Annotated in this window: 14 protein-coding genes and 1 tRNA gene; 4 read left to right on the top strand and 11 right to left on the bottom strand. The window is 47.8% G+C overall.

The window, feature by feature from the left end; all coding sequences use genetic code 11:
• Positions 1 to 26: 26 nt before the first annotated feature.
• Both GA0116948_RS20120 and GA0116948_RS20125 read right to left on the bottom strand, forming a co-directional pair.
• Positions 27 to 1,931 carry a BamA/TamA family outer membrane protein gene (locus GA0116948_RS20120; RefSeq protein WP_123891865.1) on the bottom strand — a complete coding sequence of 635 codons (1,905 nt, stop codon included), beginning with the start codon at positions 1,929 to 1,931 and terminating at the stop codon, positions 27 to 29.
• Positions 1,932 to 2,174: 243 nt separating this feature from the next.
• Positions 2,175 to 2,336, bottom strand: a complete 162-nt coding sequence (locus GA0116948_RS20125) for a DUF1328 family protein (protein WP_089715590.1) — start codon at positions 2,334 to 2,336, stop codon at positions 2,175 to 2,177.
• A gap of 225 nt (positions 2,337 to 2,561) precedes the next feature.
• Between GA0116948_RS20125 and GA0116948_RS20130 the strand changes: the two genes are divergently transcribed.
• Complete coding sequence (locus tag GA0116948_RS20130; RefSeq protein ID WP_165798534.1) at positions 2,562 to 3,263, top strand: SRPBCC family protein; 702 nt, start codon at positions 2,562 to 2,564, stop codon at positions 3,261 to 3,263.
• Positions 3,264 to 3,544: 281 nt separating this feature from the next.
• Positions 3,545 to 4,024 (top strand): acyl-CoA thioesterase, encoded by a 480-nt coding sequence (locus GA0116948_RS20135; RefSeq protein ID WP_089715594.1) that lies wholly within the window; start codon positions 3,545 to 3,547, stop codon positions 4,022 to 4,024.
• A gap of 105 nt (positions 4,025 to 4,129) precedes the next feature.
• Here GA0116948_RS20135 and GA0116948_RS20140 read toward each other — a convergent pair whose 3' ends face one another.
• Positions 4,130 to 4,411, bottom strand: coding sequence for a hypothetical protein (locus GA0116948_RS20140; RefSeq protein ID WP_123891864.1), 282 nt, complete (start codon positions 4,409 to 4,411; stop codon positions 4,130 to 4,132).
• Between the two features lie 228 nt (positions 4,412 to 4,639).
• A complete protein-coding gene (locus GA0116948_RS20145; RefSeq protein WP_089715597.1) occupies positions 4,640 to 4,894 on the bottom strand; it encodes a hypothetical protein in 255 nt (84 codons plus the stop codon).
• Positions 4,895 to 5,170: 276 nt separating this feature from the next.
• On the opposite strand from GA0116948_RS20145, the gene GA0116948_RS20150 reads away from it, so the two are divergent.
• Positions 5,171 to 6,388 (top strand): DUF763 domain-containing protein, encoded by a 1,218-nt coding sequence (locus tag GA0116948_RS20150; RefSeq protein WP_089715599.1) that lies wholly within the window; start codon positions 5,171 to 5,173, stop codon positions 6,386 to 6,388.
• Positions 6,389 to 6,454: 66 nt separating this feature from the next.
• Complete coding sequence (locus GA0116948_RS20155) at positions 6,455 to 6,952, top strand: DUF6496 domain-containing protein (protein WP_089715601.1); 498 nt, start codon at positions 6,455 to 6,457, stop codon at positions 6,950 to 6,952.
• Positions 6,953 to 7,055: 103 nt separating this feature from the next.
• Here the strand turns inward: GA0116948_RS20155 and GA0116948_RS20160 are convergent, their stop codons facing one another.
• The 7 genes from GA0116948_RS20160 to GA0116948_RS20190 all read right to left on the bottom strand — a co-directional run bounded on the left by GA0116948_RS20160 (position 7,056) and on the right by GA0116948_RS20190 (position 14,462).
• Entirely contained in the window at positions 7,056 to 7,949 is an 894-nt protein-coding gene (locus tag GA0116948_RS20160) for a bestrophin family protein (protein ID WP_089715603.1), read from the bottom strand.
• 163 nt (positions 7,950 to 8,112) lie between these two features.
• The gene (locus GA0116948_RS20165) at positions 8,113 to 8,454 is read right to left on the bottom strand and encodes a hypothetical protein (RefSeq protein ID WP_089715605.1); all 342 of its coding nucleotides are present in this window, start codon (positions 8,452 to 8,454) and stop codon (positions 8,113 to 8,115) included.
• 114 nt (positions 8,455 to 8,568) lie between these two features.
• Complete coding sequence (locus GA0116948_RS20170; protein ID WP_089715608.1) at positions 8,569 to 11,592, bottom strand: efflux RND transporter permease subunit; 3,024 nt, start codon at positions 11,590 to 11,592, stop codon at positions 8,569 to 8,571.
• 8 nt (positions 11,593 to 11,600) lie between these two features.
• Entirely contained in the window at positions 11,601 to 12,512 is a 912-nt protein-coding gene (locus GA0116948_RS20175; RefSeq protein WP_089715609.1) for an efflux RND transporter periplasmic adaptor subunit, read from the bottom strand.
• A gap of 2 nt (positions 12,513 to 12,514) precedes the next feature.
• A complete protein-coding gene (locus GA0116948_RS20180) occupies positions 12,515 to 13,753 on the bottom strand; it encodes a TolC family protein (RefSeq protein ID WP_165798533.1) in 1,239 nt (412 codons plus the stop codon).
• A gap of 402 nt (positions 13,754 to 14,155) precedes the next feature.
• A tRNA-Arg gene (locus tag GA0116948_RS20185) sits at positions 14,156 to 14,229 on the bottom strand.
• An 86-nt stretch (positions 14,230 to 14,315) separates the two neighbouring features.
• Entirely contained in the window at positions 14,316 to 14,462 is a 147-nt protein-coding gene (locus GA0116948_RS20190; protein WP_455423294.1) for a transposase, read from the bottom strand.
• Positions 14,463 to 14,479 lie beyond the last annotated feature (17 nt).

Consider the following 14,479-nt stretch of genomic DNA (forward strand, 5'->3'; position numbering starts at 1 on the left):
GTTCTTTTAATAAAGGATGGGCAGCCCTATTTAAAGGACAACAGGGCGGGAGCCCGCAAGGCGGAAATGTCAAAGCGAATATCCATTACGGTGGTGACTTCCAGGAAGAACTTAGGCACGCCGGAGGGTGCACTTGGGTAATAGTTGCCGGAGAACGATAAGGTATTGAGCGACAGGTTTTCATTACGTATGGTACAGGTAATGCCCAAACGGCTTTGCAGGTGGGTGGTAAACAACGGATCCTCCTTAGCGTCCAGTTGAGAAACCTGCAGGATGGTGGAAATATTAAATTTAAACCCATAAAGCCGGAAGGGGGTATACCAGATGGTTTCCGACTTCAGGTTCAGGCGTTGGTAGCCATTGAGGGTAGTGCGCTTGTAACCGAAAATGCCATTATCATTATTAATATTCAGCGGCTTGTAGAAATAGGGATCTGGACTGGTAAGGTAATCGGCAGAAATAAACTGGCGGAAATGGCTGGTCTTGAAATTAAACAGGCGGCTATAAAAATCCATACGTCCATGGATCACGGCGTCTTCCGAGGAATTGCGGCCCCAGAAGCTGCTAATACCAAAAGAGGGATTAAAAAGATCCTGGTGTTTGCTAACCCAGAAGCGGTTAGCTTCCACAGCGGTGTAGAGGCGGCGGCGGCCTATCCAGGTTTCCCATCCGGAGGTGCCTTTTATAGAATAACCCGCGGGAATATCCTCTGTTCGCCCAAATGCGAAAAAGTGGTGAGCCTTGAAGAAGGTTTGTTTGAACAATGAGAGTTGCAGCAGGTAGTATCGCCGGTTGTTGTATACCGGGTCTGCCTTGTAGTCGGGTTGTTGCGGCGTTTCCTGGAAATACAAGTTATAATGGCGGACCAGTACGGCAAAATTGGGCCGTTGCGTTTCAGTGCCATTGCCACTGAATTGCTGGCGGAAGTTGTAGCCTAACCAGCCATCCAGCGTGTTGTACTCATACTTGCGAAAAAGGCTATCTGGCTTTGCCCATTTATTGATGGAGTGATTAAGACTAAAAGTAAGCCCCCCGGCCCAGCGGGCGGAAGGCCGGTATAAAGGGCGGTTCAGGCTTATGTAGTAAGATCCTTCGTACACATTGGTATCTAGCGGCATATAGGTATTAAGCATACTGTAACCAATAGAACCGTCTATGAACGTGCCTAATATATTGTACTTGGTATAGCGCACCAGCGAGCCAAATTGCGGGCGCTGACTACTTTTCCAGGTGCCGCCAATGTCCAGCCCCTGGCCGGCCCCAAGCAAATCGTTGTTGGAGATCACGGTAGATGCGGCCTGGGGTGATAGTTCTTTCAGGTTGATGCTATATTCAAATACATCTTTGGTAACTACCATCACATCCGCAGAATCTGCGTTGTTAGTAGCATTCACTACGTAAATCCGGGCATCCTGAATAAAGGGGCGGCTACGCAGGTAACGTTCGTTGTCGGCCAGTTCAAAAGGGTTAATGGTATCGCCGGGTTTAAAAAACAGCATCTGACGTAACACCCATTCCTTAGACTCGAAATGCACCTGGTTAGCGAAATCTACGAGCTTTTTCGAGGTCTGGTAGGTGGTATCGTTAATATTGCGCGGGCCAAATACTTTTACCTTGCGGAAGAACACCCGGCGTATGGTGCGGCCAGACAATGGCGTGAACATCTTTTCACTTTTAATCAAACTGCTGTCTTCCAGTGGATCGGGGGCGTTGGCGTGGGTAATGCGGTTCAGCAGTGAATCGCGGTAGCGCCTTATAAGCATAGAGTCGCGGTACTCCCCGATCTTATGAAGGAAACCCGTTTTTTTAGGTGGCGTGGGTTTGATGATCGTATCATTGATGGGGGAAATATGCCATGGCAACCCCTTATCATGCCCGGCCTGGGCGGGCTGGGTGATATGCAACAAGAAGTAGGTACCAAGGATGGTCAATAATATTTTAAAATACCGGATCAAGCCTTATTGAAAACAGGTTTTGTGTTTAAATCATGTCGAACTGCACTACGCGTACCATTATAAACGTTTCAATTATTCCTACCGGTATATATAAACGCAAAGCATTGTTCCAAATATAAGTGTTTACCGTTCAAAATCATCGGGCCGTATGAAATCTAAACTGGTAGCGACTAAAAAATAGGCGCAGCCAGCCGGCTGCGCCCAGCGCTATTAGGCGCTTTATCTTTTTAATAAGCCAGACACTAGCGAGATCAGGAACAACACCACAAAGATAAAAAACAGAATGCGGGCAATGCTTGCAGCACCCGCAGCAATTCCTCCGAAACCGAAAATAGCAGCAATGATGGCAACAATAAAGAATATCAATGCATAACGTAACATGGTGAGATAGTTTTATGAGTGACGTAATAGTAATGTTAAAAACAATTATCATTCCATTGTGGGGGCTGCCCTGTATACGCCTAAAAACGGGATTATTAACGATTAACATGGTTTGCTGGCGCAGAATGTAGACCTATTTCCTCGCTGAGCCGCGCTGGCATGCTACCATACGGGGCGGTAAAAGTTAGCAAGGTTTTGGCAGTAATGAAGGAAAAAGGAAAGCCCATGTCACAACTCACTTATCAGCAGCCGCTTCGTCCCGCAGGCAATGCCTTTTCCGAACGTAGCGGCGTGCAGAATGTTCCGCAGCAGGAACGTTTATTTTCTGCTGCCGTTGGTGCCGTATTGCTGCTCACGGGTATACGCCATCCACTGAAACACCTTATTTCCTTGGCCACCGGTGGTTATTTGCTATACCGGGGTGCATCAGGCAATGACCCTATCTCGCAATTTTTCAGCAAGAATAGCTCCGTGCAGCATACCAGGGCGGTGAATATCCGCACCAGCATTGTGGTTAATAAGCACCGTAGCGAGGTATATGCTTTCTGGCGCCGGCTGGAAAACCTGCCGCGCTTTATGCGCCACCTAACCGACGTGCAAAGTATTACTGATACACATTCCGTATGGCAAATCCATTTGCCTGGTTTTGAAGTAGTATGGGAAGCCGAGATTGTAAAGGAAGAACCCAATGTATTACTGGCCTGGCGATCCCTCCCCGATTCTATGGTAGTTAATGCCGGCAAGGTAGAATTTTTTGACGCCCCCAATGGCGGCACCGAATTAAGCATTATGATTACCTACCGTCCGCCCGCCGGCAATATAGGAAGAGCCATCGCCAATGTACTCACCCCTGCCTTCCGCATGATGGTGCAAAAGGATATTCACCGGTTTAAAGACCTGGTAGAAGCCGTACGCGAAACAGTGTGATAGGAACGTGTGAAGCGGTAGCAGGTATCTCTTATTGTAAGAACGGTGTGGAGAAGATGTACTATACCTGAACAATATAAATTGCATAAAGTTCCAGTTAACAGGGATGAACTTTGCGGAAACGTGGAGGACAATGCCTGGTAGCTGGTACTTTTTTTTAGCCCGGCAGCGGCAAACATTGCGAAAATGCAGAAACACTGCTATCTTGTAGGCAGCAACCAGATCATTTTTTACCTAATACCTTGTACAGCTTACCGGGTACATCGTACAATAGTTATCCTATGGCCGGCACAAAAAATGCAATTACCCTGCGCTTTCTGGCAGAACCTTCGGACGTAAATTTTGGTGGGAAAGTACATGGAGGAGCCGTTATGAAATGGATAGACCAGGCAGGCTATACTTGTGCAGTGAACTGGTGCGGTCAGTACGCCGTAACGGTATATGTGGGGGGCATCCGCTTTTACAAGCCCATTTCCATCGGTGATCTGGTGGAAATTACGGCTACCATTATTTATACCGGCAGCAGCAGTATGCATATTTCTATAAACGTGGCTGCGGGCAATCCCCGTCAACCACATATGGAAAAAACAACGCATTGTATCATTGTATTCGCCGCAGTAGACGCCCAGGGCAAAACAGTACCTGTGCCTGCATGGGAGCCTGTTACCCCGGCGGAGATCAGCCTCAAAGCATACGCGAAACGCTTAATGAACCTGCGAAAAGATATTGAAGAAGAAATGAAACCTTATCTGATGGAATAGTGCAGCGTTACCGGATTTATTATAACCTTCATTTTGTATACTCATCTCCTTCTACAGCCGCGGGGCAGGCATTATAACGCTATGCTATATACCGGGCTTTATAACTTATTTCTGCCCTGTGCGGTTTTTGGAGGTGTCTTGTGTACCTGTTCCATACCTTGCAGAATCTTCACCGGCGTTGATAGCGCCCGCAGGTATTTCTGCGCCTGGTGTGGTGTCGCGTCCCATGGAAGAGGTATCCGTGGCTACACCATCCTGATCCGCAGCATGCATTGAATCGGTAGCGGAAGAACCCTGCCCGCTGCCGCAGCTAGTGAGCGATATCATTGGAGTGCCGGCTAACAGCAGGCCCAAAGCAGCATTACGCAGGTAATGAAGAGATTTCATGCTAAATAATTTTAGGGTAATATTACTGTTGCTTGCAGGAAAAGAGGATATTAAAAAAAGGTAATAATTGTGCCAAAAGCTACCTGACATCCCGGAACATATCAGTCATTGGGGAATAATACGGGCATTCAATTCCCCAAAAGGTTGCGGCAGGGTTACAGAAAAAGGAGGAATTACTTCCTCCTTCATCAATGACCAGGTTTCCGAAAAATCTTATACATCACACCCTTATTTATGCATAGTATCCGATATTGGTTTCACGCTGTCCAGCGCTACCGTGGTATCGGCCCCATTTGTGGTAGTGGTAATACTATCGGAAGACAAGCTGGTAGAGTCACTATTAGTACTATCGGACATTTTTGACGATCCGCAGGCAAACAGTAAAAAACTCATTCCCCCGGTCAGGCATAATATCATTCCTAATTTCAGTAAACGTAGTTGCAGGGATTCTACTGTACTAATTTCTATGGTATGCTTATTCATAAAATGAAATTTATAATGGTCAACTTATTTCTACCACATCTTTTGAAATAATTGTGCCAATCCCTAATGACCTTTTCGTTTAAAACTTCGTCCGTCCACCACCGCCGTGCTAACAGTAAAACGTGGTCTCATGGCATTAATTACCAGCAAAATTGTTGACATGCTTACGCAGGATTATAACACCAGGGGTGGTTTTAATAGCAACCGGGGCTGAAGGTCGTGGGTGCGGAACAAGTTTTTACCGGTATCTTCGTATCAAAAAAACAGGAGTATTGTATGTCGCGTGGTTATGCCGATTTGCCTTTACATTATGGTCATATCCCCCCTTGGCTGGCTCAGCGCATGGGACTGTTGGGAGGCGCCATCGTTGAGGCGATACTTGCCGATTATGGCAAGGCAGAAGTGATTCGACGTTTCAGCGATCCGTTTTGGTTCCAGGCCCTGGGCTGTGTGCTGGGTATGGACTGGCATTCCTCCGGCATCACCACTTCAGTTATGGGGGCCTTGAAACGGGCGGTGAATCCCCGTTCTAAAGAATTAGGCATTTATATTTGTGGCGGCAAGGGGAAGCACTCCAAAGACACACCCCGGGAGTTGCTGGTAATGGCCGAAAAAACTGGCCTGCCGGGTGCAGACCTGGTGCGCAGCAGCAAACTGGTGGCTAAGGTGGATAATACTGCCATCCAGGATGGGTTTCAGTTGTACCTGCATTGCTTCCTTGTATCAGACGAAGGCGATTGGTCGGTGGTACAGCAGGGCATGAACGATGCCAGCGGTATGGCCCGCCGTTATCATTGGAGTTCTGCGGCGCTGCAGTCTTATGTAGACGCACCCCACACATTTATTTATGGGCAGAACCAGGGCCTTATCCTGAATCTCACTGATAAAGATGCAGCATCTACCCGCCAGGGGGTGCTACAGCTTTCTAAAGAAAATCCAGTAGACCTTATCCAGGACATCCGTCACCTGAAAATGCCTATGCACCATGATGTGCGCGAAAAGGACGTAAACCTGAAACGGTTGGGCAGTGTGCTGGCACTGGCGCAACAGCAGCCCGTTGGCGATTTTGAATCGTTACTGCTGCTGGAAGGTGTAGGTCCGCGCACACTGCAATCGCTTACCCTGGTGAGTGAGGTAATTCACGGTACCCCCAGCCGCTTTGCAGATCCCGCGCGGTTTTCATTTGCCCACGGTGGTAAAGACGGGCATCCTTTCCCCGTACCGGTGAACGTTTACGACGACACCATCCACGTGCTGCGGCAAGCCCTCCACAAAGCTAAAGTAGGTGACTCCGATAAAAAAGACGCTATTCAGCAACTTTCTATATTGGCGCAGCGCATTGAAAAAGACTTTATACCCAATGATAACTTTGAACAACTCCTGGAGAAAGAAAGAGCGGAGTCCTATCTACATGGAGGCAGAACAGTGTTTGGAAAAGCGGAACCACACCCGCAACAGCAAAAACAAAATGGTCAATTAAGTTTGTTCGATTAAAGAATGCCTTCAATTTGGCTACTGGCTTGGTTTTTGGACTCGCCTTGCTAACCAAAACATTTACTTATGGCACGTTATTCAAAGAAATCCGGTGAACAGGTGGAAAGCGCTATGCACCGCGAAAAGAAGGGAACGCTGCGCAGTGGCAGTAGCGGACAGAAAGTAACCAATCCTAAACAAGCCATTGCTATTGGTTTGTCTGAAGCAAGGGAAAAAGGCGAAAAGGTTCCAGCGGCACCTACTTCCAAATCCGCCACAAAGTCTTCCTCCAAGACCAGTTCCACGGCTAAAAAAGCGACCACTTCAAAAGCCGCTGCAAAAAAAGCGACTCCTTCCTCCACTACCGCCAAACGCGCTACGGCGAAGAAATCTGCTGCTACCAGCTCCACTCCTGCTAAATCAACACTCAAAAAAGCGATTGCTAAAAAAGCAAGTGGTAAAAGCGCTACTGCAAAAGCGACAACCAGCCGTAGTGCTGGCAAAGCCGCCACTACTGTCAAAGCTGGTACCACTCAAAAAACAACTTCCAGTCGCAGTTCACGCAATGGAACTTCTCCTGCCTGATCCTGTGTTTTCATGTATTTGCATGCGATAGCCTGGTAAAGTTGCCGGGCTATTTTTTTGCCCGGCCGTTATCATCCCCGTTTGTGCGGCCTACAAGCTTTCATTAAAGAATATATTCATCATGGTTTACCGGCTTTTCCGGCGGGGGTATATGGGTTTCTCCCAGCATTTGCAGCAGGTTAATCTCAATCGTCCGGGTAATGCTGTTCAATGGTATGCCAGCGGCTTTCCCTTCAAAGGGGTTCATGAGGCTCATACCGTTGATATGTGTGGTGTGAAATACAAACCCAATGAGCCAGCCCAGGAATATGGCCGCCGGGCCTACACTCTCCGAGATAGCCATGGTGATGAACACTACCAGTATCCAGATAAACAGTTTCGTGAAATAAACATAGGTGGTAGGAAACACAGTATTATTAATGCGCTCGGATTTGCCCATGCCATCGCAAAAATCTTTGAGCAGGTTATTAAGCGCCAGGAAGCGGAATCCGTCTATCTGTTCCTCTGCCGAAAGCTGTTGCAGGTCTCGTGCTTGTAGGTCCAGGATGGCATTGGGTAGATTGGAAAATCCTTCCAGTTGCTCCAACTCTCCTACCTGAAGATAAGCAGTATATTGCTTGTCATCATCCTTGCGCAAGGCTGCTTTCAGGGCATACAAAAAAGCAATGTGCCGCCGCACCATGCGCTTCATAAGCTGGGGGTCGCCATTGGTGGTGAAAGCTAATATATTGCGTGCCCAGGAGCGGCTGTCGTTCACCAGTCCGCCCCAGATGATACGGGCTTCCCACCAGCGACTATATCCCTGGTTACTGCTAAACGCAATGAAGAAAGCCAGTGCCGTTCCCAGCAAAGTGGGCAGGGCGGCCGGTATCTGAAGGTTGGGCAGCCCCATTGTATCGAGGAAGTAAGCCGCCGTGCAAAGCGCAATCATCAAAAGGTCTATACGCCAGGTAATCTGGATGACCCGCAGGATGGTAAGATTTTGTCGTAATAACATAGCCACACATTATGACTATGAAAATAACAAAAAACGCGATGATACGCCGCAATACCCTCCAGGTCTTGCAACACACCATCGCGCATGCACACACTAATTCAATCATGCTTTGTTTAAACCACTAACAAAGTCCACCTATTTTTCTATAAATACTATTCAGCAATTAATATATCTCCGTTACCGGGGCCAGCGCTGTGCGCAGCCGTCCTTCCTTGTTTTGATGAGCCAGTGTAGTATGTGGTGCAGACACTTTTTCATGCTTGCCCTGTCCACATTTACGCAGCACCTGCACGGGTATGCCACAAATGCTTTCCAATTCTTCTTCCAGTTGTACCACCTGTTTGTCAGGATGTACACTGATCAGCTGTTGCTTTTTAGACAGTGCCCTGGGAGGAAATGTCAGTTTAGCTGAATGCAAAAACTCCAGTTTCAAATAAGGAAATAACTCCTGGAAACGGCACTGGATATTAAAAAGCAGCTCATCTGTATGAATGGATATTTGCATAGGTAACGTGTTTCAATCACCAAATATACTCTGTACTAAAAAATAAAAAAATGATAAACCAACAGGTAAGCTTATGACTTTCGTCATGTTCCAAATATGCCACCAGGGCAAGTGTTAAGGATTTGCTAATACTTCGCTATTGTTTTTGTGCATCCACCATAAGCAGGTAGGCAATACCACGAGCAATAATGGTAAGGCAGCCAACAGACCGCCGGTTACGGCAATGGCCAGTGGCTGGTGCAGTTGCGACCCCGCTCCTATGCCCAAGGACAGCGGCAGCAAAGCCAGGATAGCGCCCGCCACGGTCATTAGTTTAGGACGCAGGCGCGTAGATATGGAGAAGATGATAGCCTGCCGTACCCCCATTTGGTGAAGACGTTCCTGGAACTGCCAATAGGTGAAGATGGCATTTTCACCCATGATACCCACAATCATAATAAGCCCGGTGTAACTACCCACGTTCAGCGGGGTGTGAGTAAGGAACAAGGCCACACAGCTTCCGGCTATTCCCAGCACCGCAATGGCTATTACTAACCCCGCCACCTTAAATTGACGAAATAAAAAAAGCAGCACGCCAAAAACCAGCAATCCCGCGGCCAGCAGGATGAGCAACAGTTCGGAAAAACTTTTTTGCTGCTCTGCAAAAGCGCCGCCGAAGGTAATGCTGTAACCGGGAGGCAGTTGAATGTCTTTGTGAATGCGTTGTTGTAATTGCTGCATCACCATACCCAGGCTACCCCCATCCAGGCGGGCGGTTATTACCCCCATAGATTGCCCATTCTCGCGCTCTACTTCGGCGTCGCCAGGTTGCACGATCACGCTGGCCAGGGTATTTAATGGATGCAATTGACCATTGGGTAGAAAAATGGGCAGTTCCTGCAATGCGGCTACACTATGGCGCTGGTCGCCCTTGTACATGATCCTGATAGGAAATTGCTGTTCATCGGCCAGTATATTGCCTGCCACATTGCCGCCCAGGGCATTCTGCACCTGAGTTTGCAGCACGGCGGGGGTAAGGCCGTACTGGGCCAGCCGCACCGCATCCGGCACTATACTTACACTTGGTCCGGCAATGACGATGCCGTTAAAAACATCGGCTGTTCCGGGTGTTTGCTCCACCACATCGGCAATGCGGGAAGCGAGCGTGTGCAGTTGCTGCTCGCTATTGCCAAATACTTTTATTTCTATTGGTTGTACGGAGGTCATCAGGTCGCCCAACATGTCGCCGATAACCTGTCCAAAATCCACGCGCAACGCAGGTTGTGAGTCTTCTATCTTTTGGCGGAGCTCATCTATCACTTTATCGGTGCTACGCTGCCGGTCTTTTTTTAGTTGAATGAGGTAGTCGCCGGTATTAGGTTCAGTTATAAAAAAGCCCATTTGAGTACCCGTACGGCGGGAGTAAGCGGCGATATCCGGCGTTTGAATAATCTGCTGCTCCACAGCCCGCAGAATACGGTCTGTTTCTTCCACAGAAGTACCTGGTGGCGTGGCGTAATCCAGCACAATGCTGCCTTCGTCCATTTCTGGCAAGAAACCGGTTTCCAGCCGGGGAATAATAATTACCACCGCCGCCACCAGCACCATCCCAAAGACCATACTGATCCATGGCCGATCCATGAAAAAGCCCACCCACCGTTGGGAATGAGACGGGTGTACCCGGTGTGAACGGTTTCTCGAACACAGCAGGTAAATAACCGGAAGCCCTAACCAGGTCACGAAAAAAGAACATACCAGGGAGATCATCATTGTATTGGTCATCACCTTAAAATACGATCCAGCTACCCCAGTCATGAAAACAAAAGGGACAAAAATAACCAAGGTACTAAGAGAAGAGCCGGTCATGGCCGGCCATAAGTAGCGGATACTTTTTTGCAACACCTCCCCTATTGGTAGGTCCGGTTGCTCTTCCTGGGTGCGGTGCAATTGTTCCACCACTACAATGGCATCGTCGATAATGAGCCCCATGGCTGCTGCTATGGCACCCAGGGTCATAATATTTAATGTATAGCCAATACTATATAAAATGATGAGTGTAAAACTTAGTGTAACCGGCACCGTTAGTAGGATTGTAACGCTTGCCTGGAAAGAACGCAGGAAAATGATGGACACCAGCATGGCTAGGGCCAGCCCTATCCACAAACAATCTAAAACACTGTGAATACTGTCTGTTACAAAATCGGCTTGCTGGTAATAGGGTTTTATCGTAACATCTTTTGGCAGCAACAGCTGTAAACTGGCTACTTGTTTTTTCACGGCAGCGGAGAGGGCTACTACATTGGCAGCGGGCTGTTTGATGATAGCTACTAACACGGCGTCGTGCCCATTGGCATTGATCTTCGTATAACTGATGGCTTCCTGCACGCTTACATTGGCAATGTCTTGAAGCAGCACCACGCGTTTACCATCGTTTTTTACCACCATTTGTTGCAAGGCGGCTATACTTTGCACACTGGCGTCAGTAAGGGTGAGATACTGTTGTTTGTAGTCCGACAGGAAACCATTGGCGGTCATAAAATTGGTTTGCCCCAGGGCATTATTTACCACATCAGGGGTAATGCCCAGGGCGCTCATTTTCTGGAGATTCAGCTCCAGCCAATATTCTTTATTAGCTCCTCCACTTACTCTTACTTCAGACACGCCGGCCACCCGGGAGAGGTAGGGCCGCACGGTATTATTGGCTAGCATTTTCAACGCCAAGGGCGTTAAACTGTGGCTTTCCAGGGTATAACCAATAACAGGTAGTATAGAAGGATTCATCTTGGCAGCGGTAAGCTGAACCCCTGGGGGAAGTTGATCGCGCACTTCCGCCAGTTTTGCATTGATACGTTGCAGGCTGGCCTCCATGTCTGCATGGTCGTCCATAAAAGCGGATATTTCACAGCTACCCCGGCTGGTGGTGCTGCGCAGGTTTTGCAGGTCGGGTATCTGGCGCAGCGCATTTTCAAGCGGCTTGGTTACGGTGATCATCATTTTATCTACCGGCTGCAAACCTGCATCTGCAATGATTTTGATCTTAGGAAAACTGATCTCTGGGAAAAGGCTGGCCTGCATTTTTGCATAAGAAAAAACGCCGGCAGCCACGATCAGTGCCAGTATAAGGGTAACTGGATTTTTATAGCGAAGAAAAAAGTTCATGCAGGTAGTTATGGAAGGTTCACGCTTACTTTGGCAGTATCGCCCAGGGCATAATTGCCGGAGATCAATATCCGGTCACTGTCGCTAAATGCCGGCGACAAAATCTCCACGCGACCGTTTAGTTCAAGGCCTTTATTGACAGGCACTTTCACGGCAGTGCTTTCGTTTGTTAGTTTCATAACCCAATAATCGCTTTGCGTTTCATTGGTCAACAAAGCTTCTTTGGGCAGCGTTGCAGCATGAGGGTGGTTTGTTTTTTCAATCCGCACTTTGGCCACCAGGTTTTCCGGCAATGGGGCTGTGCCGGGCACTTTCAACACCAGTCGCTGCGTTTGCGCCGCTGGATCTACGGAGGGCATAATAGCATCTACGAAGCCTGGCAATTGCGTGCTGTCTGGCAGGATGATAGTAACAGCTTTGTGTAGTGGTACAACATTGCGCAATTCAAAAGGCACGTCCAGCAGGAAGGCAAAACTTTGCTGATTGCTGATCACCACTACCTGTTCGCCCTCCTGCACATAATCGCCGGATTGATGGCTGAGTTGCGAAACGTAACCACTGCTGCCGGCGCGCACTGGGTTCACCCCCGAAAATTTAAATGTAGAGTCTAGCAGGTTCACGGCGTTGCCAATGCTGCTGGCTTCGCGGGTTTTGATGCTAAAAAGCAATTGACCCGCTTTTACAGCCTCTCCCTGTCGTAAATGCAGTGTTTGCAAATAACCACTGGTATTGGCTTTCACCACGCTTTGCTGTAAGAAAGCAGCAGTTGCGTTCAGTTCCAGGTATGTTATCATTGGCTCGTGGCGTATATTCGTTACCGTTACCGGCGTATGCACCTCTTCCGGTTCCTTGATCGCCACAGCATCATGGCAGGCCGGCAGTACCATGAGCAAACCAAAATATAAAAATGTATGTTTCATGGTCAATTATTCCAATAATTAATTTGATTTATGAGTTGCAGGCGGTTCACGGTATTTTGGGTAAGCAGATTTCGGGCAGAAAGATAATTGTTCAACGCAATGACCAGATCTGGTATGCGGGCATCGCCGGTAGAGAGCAGTTTCAGGTTAATATCCACTAGCCCCTGTGCATACCGGATCTGTTCATTGATCTGGTCTATGAGGGCCTGGGTGCCGCTTAATTGCTGACGCAACTGGGCCACCTGCTGATTATACTGCCGGGTAAAAAACGCCTGGTAGCCTTGCCGGGTTTTCTCCCCGATTCCTGTTTGTTCATGCTGCATCCTGCGTTGATGGCCATCGTACAGGGGTACGCTTACGGTAAAACCTACACTGGCACCAAAATTTTTGTACGGCTCGTAGGCCAGCGAGGAGTTATAACCACCATCCACAAAGGCAGATAACTTCGGCTTATAGTTATAATCGATCATAGACTGTTGATTGCGCAGGCGCAGGCTGTCTAGCTGGTATTGCTGGAAGAAAATGGAATGGGTTACATCCACTCCACCCCCCACTTCCAATGCGGGCGGCGCCAGGATGGACTGGCTGGTGTCTTCCATGCCACATAGATAATTGAGCGTTGCAAAATCGTTCTGGTATTGAAGCCGTTGCTGCTGCAATAATAATTGCTGCTGTTGTAGTGTAACAAGGAATGTGAGGTAATCCGTTTGCCGGTACACATTACTGGCCGTAAGCTTTTTCAATACGGCAGCCGATTCCTGTAACAGGCGGGTTATGTTTTCCGTAAAGTGTAGTTGTTCCCAATCGCTATATGTGCTAATGTACTGGGCAGTAACGTTGCGCTGAAGGTCCTGTGTGTTGCGCAGGGCACTATTCTCCAGGGATTGATTTTGCAGGGCAATGGCGTTGCGCTGATTTTGTAAGTTATTTTTACCAACAAATGTTTTGCGTACAGTTACCACAGCACTTACATTGGCACCGTTGGTAATGGCAGGATCATAACCCCAGCCGTGAATAGCCGGCGCATAATAATTGCTGGTCCCAGCATCTATCATGGGGCCATAATTAGCCAACATGCGCATGCTGTCCAGTCGATTAGACTCCTGTTGCTGGTGCAGCTCTTTGAGTAAAGGGCTGTTTGTAAGGGCTTGATGCAGGAAGTCGCTAAGCTGCCTAGTTTGTGCCTGGGACTGGTGATGGAAATATAAAAAGCAAATCGTCAGGTAAAATATCCGTTTCATGCAGGACAAATATGGCGGGCGAATCTGTGGGCATTCTGGGGGCATATGGATGAAAGTTGCTGGAAAAGATTAGGAGCAAGTAACATCACTCCTATGCGCTTATATTTAAAGTAATTGGTTTTTGAAGGGTATTCCAATAAAAAACGCGATGACACGCTGCCCCCTCCAGGTTTTGCAACGCACCATCGCGCATTCATTCACACTCTGTTTACGATTTATTTAAATCAACAACAAAGAAAACGTATTTATTTTTTTAATATTTATTCCATGCATCGGCATGTGCTGCTTTTGTTTTTCCTTCTGCCTTGATCCGTGATGGTTAACTTAATGGTGAAAATGGGTATAATGGAATTAAAAAGGCCGGTCATTTAGTGAACCGGCCTGATAAACAATTATACCCTGTGACTCTGTCTGGATTCAAACCAGAAACCTTTTGATTCGTAGTCAAATGCTCTATTCAGTTGAGCTACAAAGCCATTTATCTTAATTGGGATTGCAAAAGTATACAAAAAAATTAAACCTCCAAATTTTTGGGATCAAGACGAAAAGTTGGGGGATTGCTCTAAGCATAAATCTTAGCCAGTCTAAAAAGGAAAAATTCCACATCCCGTACCCCTCTCAAAGCGTTTCTGAACGATTTTACCTTCGCATTGAATGATTCCGCAGCAGCATTAGTAGCCCTGTTATTGAAGAAATTTAAAATGCCCAAATAATGCGTCTGTACCG

It is taken from the genome of Chitinophaga costaii, from assembly GCF_900094705.1.
Lineage (GTDB): Bacteria > Bacteroidota > Bacteroidia > Chitinophagales > Chitinophagaceae > Chitinophaga > Chitinophaga costaii.

Excerpts from the sequence above, each read along its gene's own strand:
- GA0116948_RS20125 (WP_089715590.1), bottom strand. The coding sequence starts at position 2,336 with ATGTTACGTTATGCATTGATATTCTTTATTGTTGCCATCATTGCTGCT.
- GA0116948_RS20145 (WP_089715597.1), bottom strand. The coding sequence starts at position 4,894 with ATGAATAAGCATACCATAGAAATTAGTACAGTAGAATCCCTGCAACTA.
- GA0116948_RS20170 (WP_089715608.1), bottom strand. The coding sequence starts at position 11,592 with ATGAACTTTTTTCTTCGCTATAAAAATCCAGTTACCCTTATACTGGCA.
- GA0116948_RS20160 (WP_089715603.1), bottom strand. The coding sequence starts at position 7,949 with ATGTTATTACGACAAAATCTTACCATCCTGCGGGTCATCCAGATTACC.
- GA0116948_RS20165 (WP_089715605.1), bottom strand. The coding sequence starts at position 8,454 with ATGCAAATATCCATTCATACAGATGAGCTGCTTTTTAATATCCAGTGC.
- GA0116948_RS20155 (WP_089715601.1), top strand. The coding sequence starts at position 6,455 with ATGGCACGTTATTCAAAGAAATCCGGTGAACAGGTGGAAAGCGCTATG.
- GA0116948_RS20150 (WP_089715599.1), top strand. The coding sequence starts at position 5,171 with ATGTCGCGTGGTTATGCCGATTTGCCTTTACATTATGGTCATATCCCC.
- GA0116948_RS20180 (WP_165798533.1), bottom strand. The coding sequence starts at position 13,753 with ATGAAACGGATATTTTACCTGACGATTTGCTTTTTATATTTCCATCAC.
- GA0116948_RS20140 (WP_123891864.1), bottom strand. The coding sequence starts at position 4,411 with ATGAAATCTCTTCATTACCTGCGTAATGCTGCTTTGGGCCTGCTGTTA.
- GA0116948_RS20135 (WP_089715594.1), top strand. The coding sequence starts at position 3,545 with ATGGCCGGCACAAAAAATGCAATTACCCTGCGCTTTCTGGCAGAACCT.
- GA0116948_RS20130 (WP_165798534.1), top strand. The coding sequence starts at position 2,562 with ATGTCACAACTCACTTATCAGCAGCCGCTTCGTCCCGCAGGCAATGCC.
- GA0116948_RS20175 (WP_089715609.1), bottom strand. The coding sequence starts at position 12,512 with ATGAAACATACATTTTTATATTTTGGTTTGCTCATGGTACTGCCGGCC.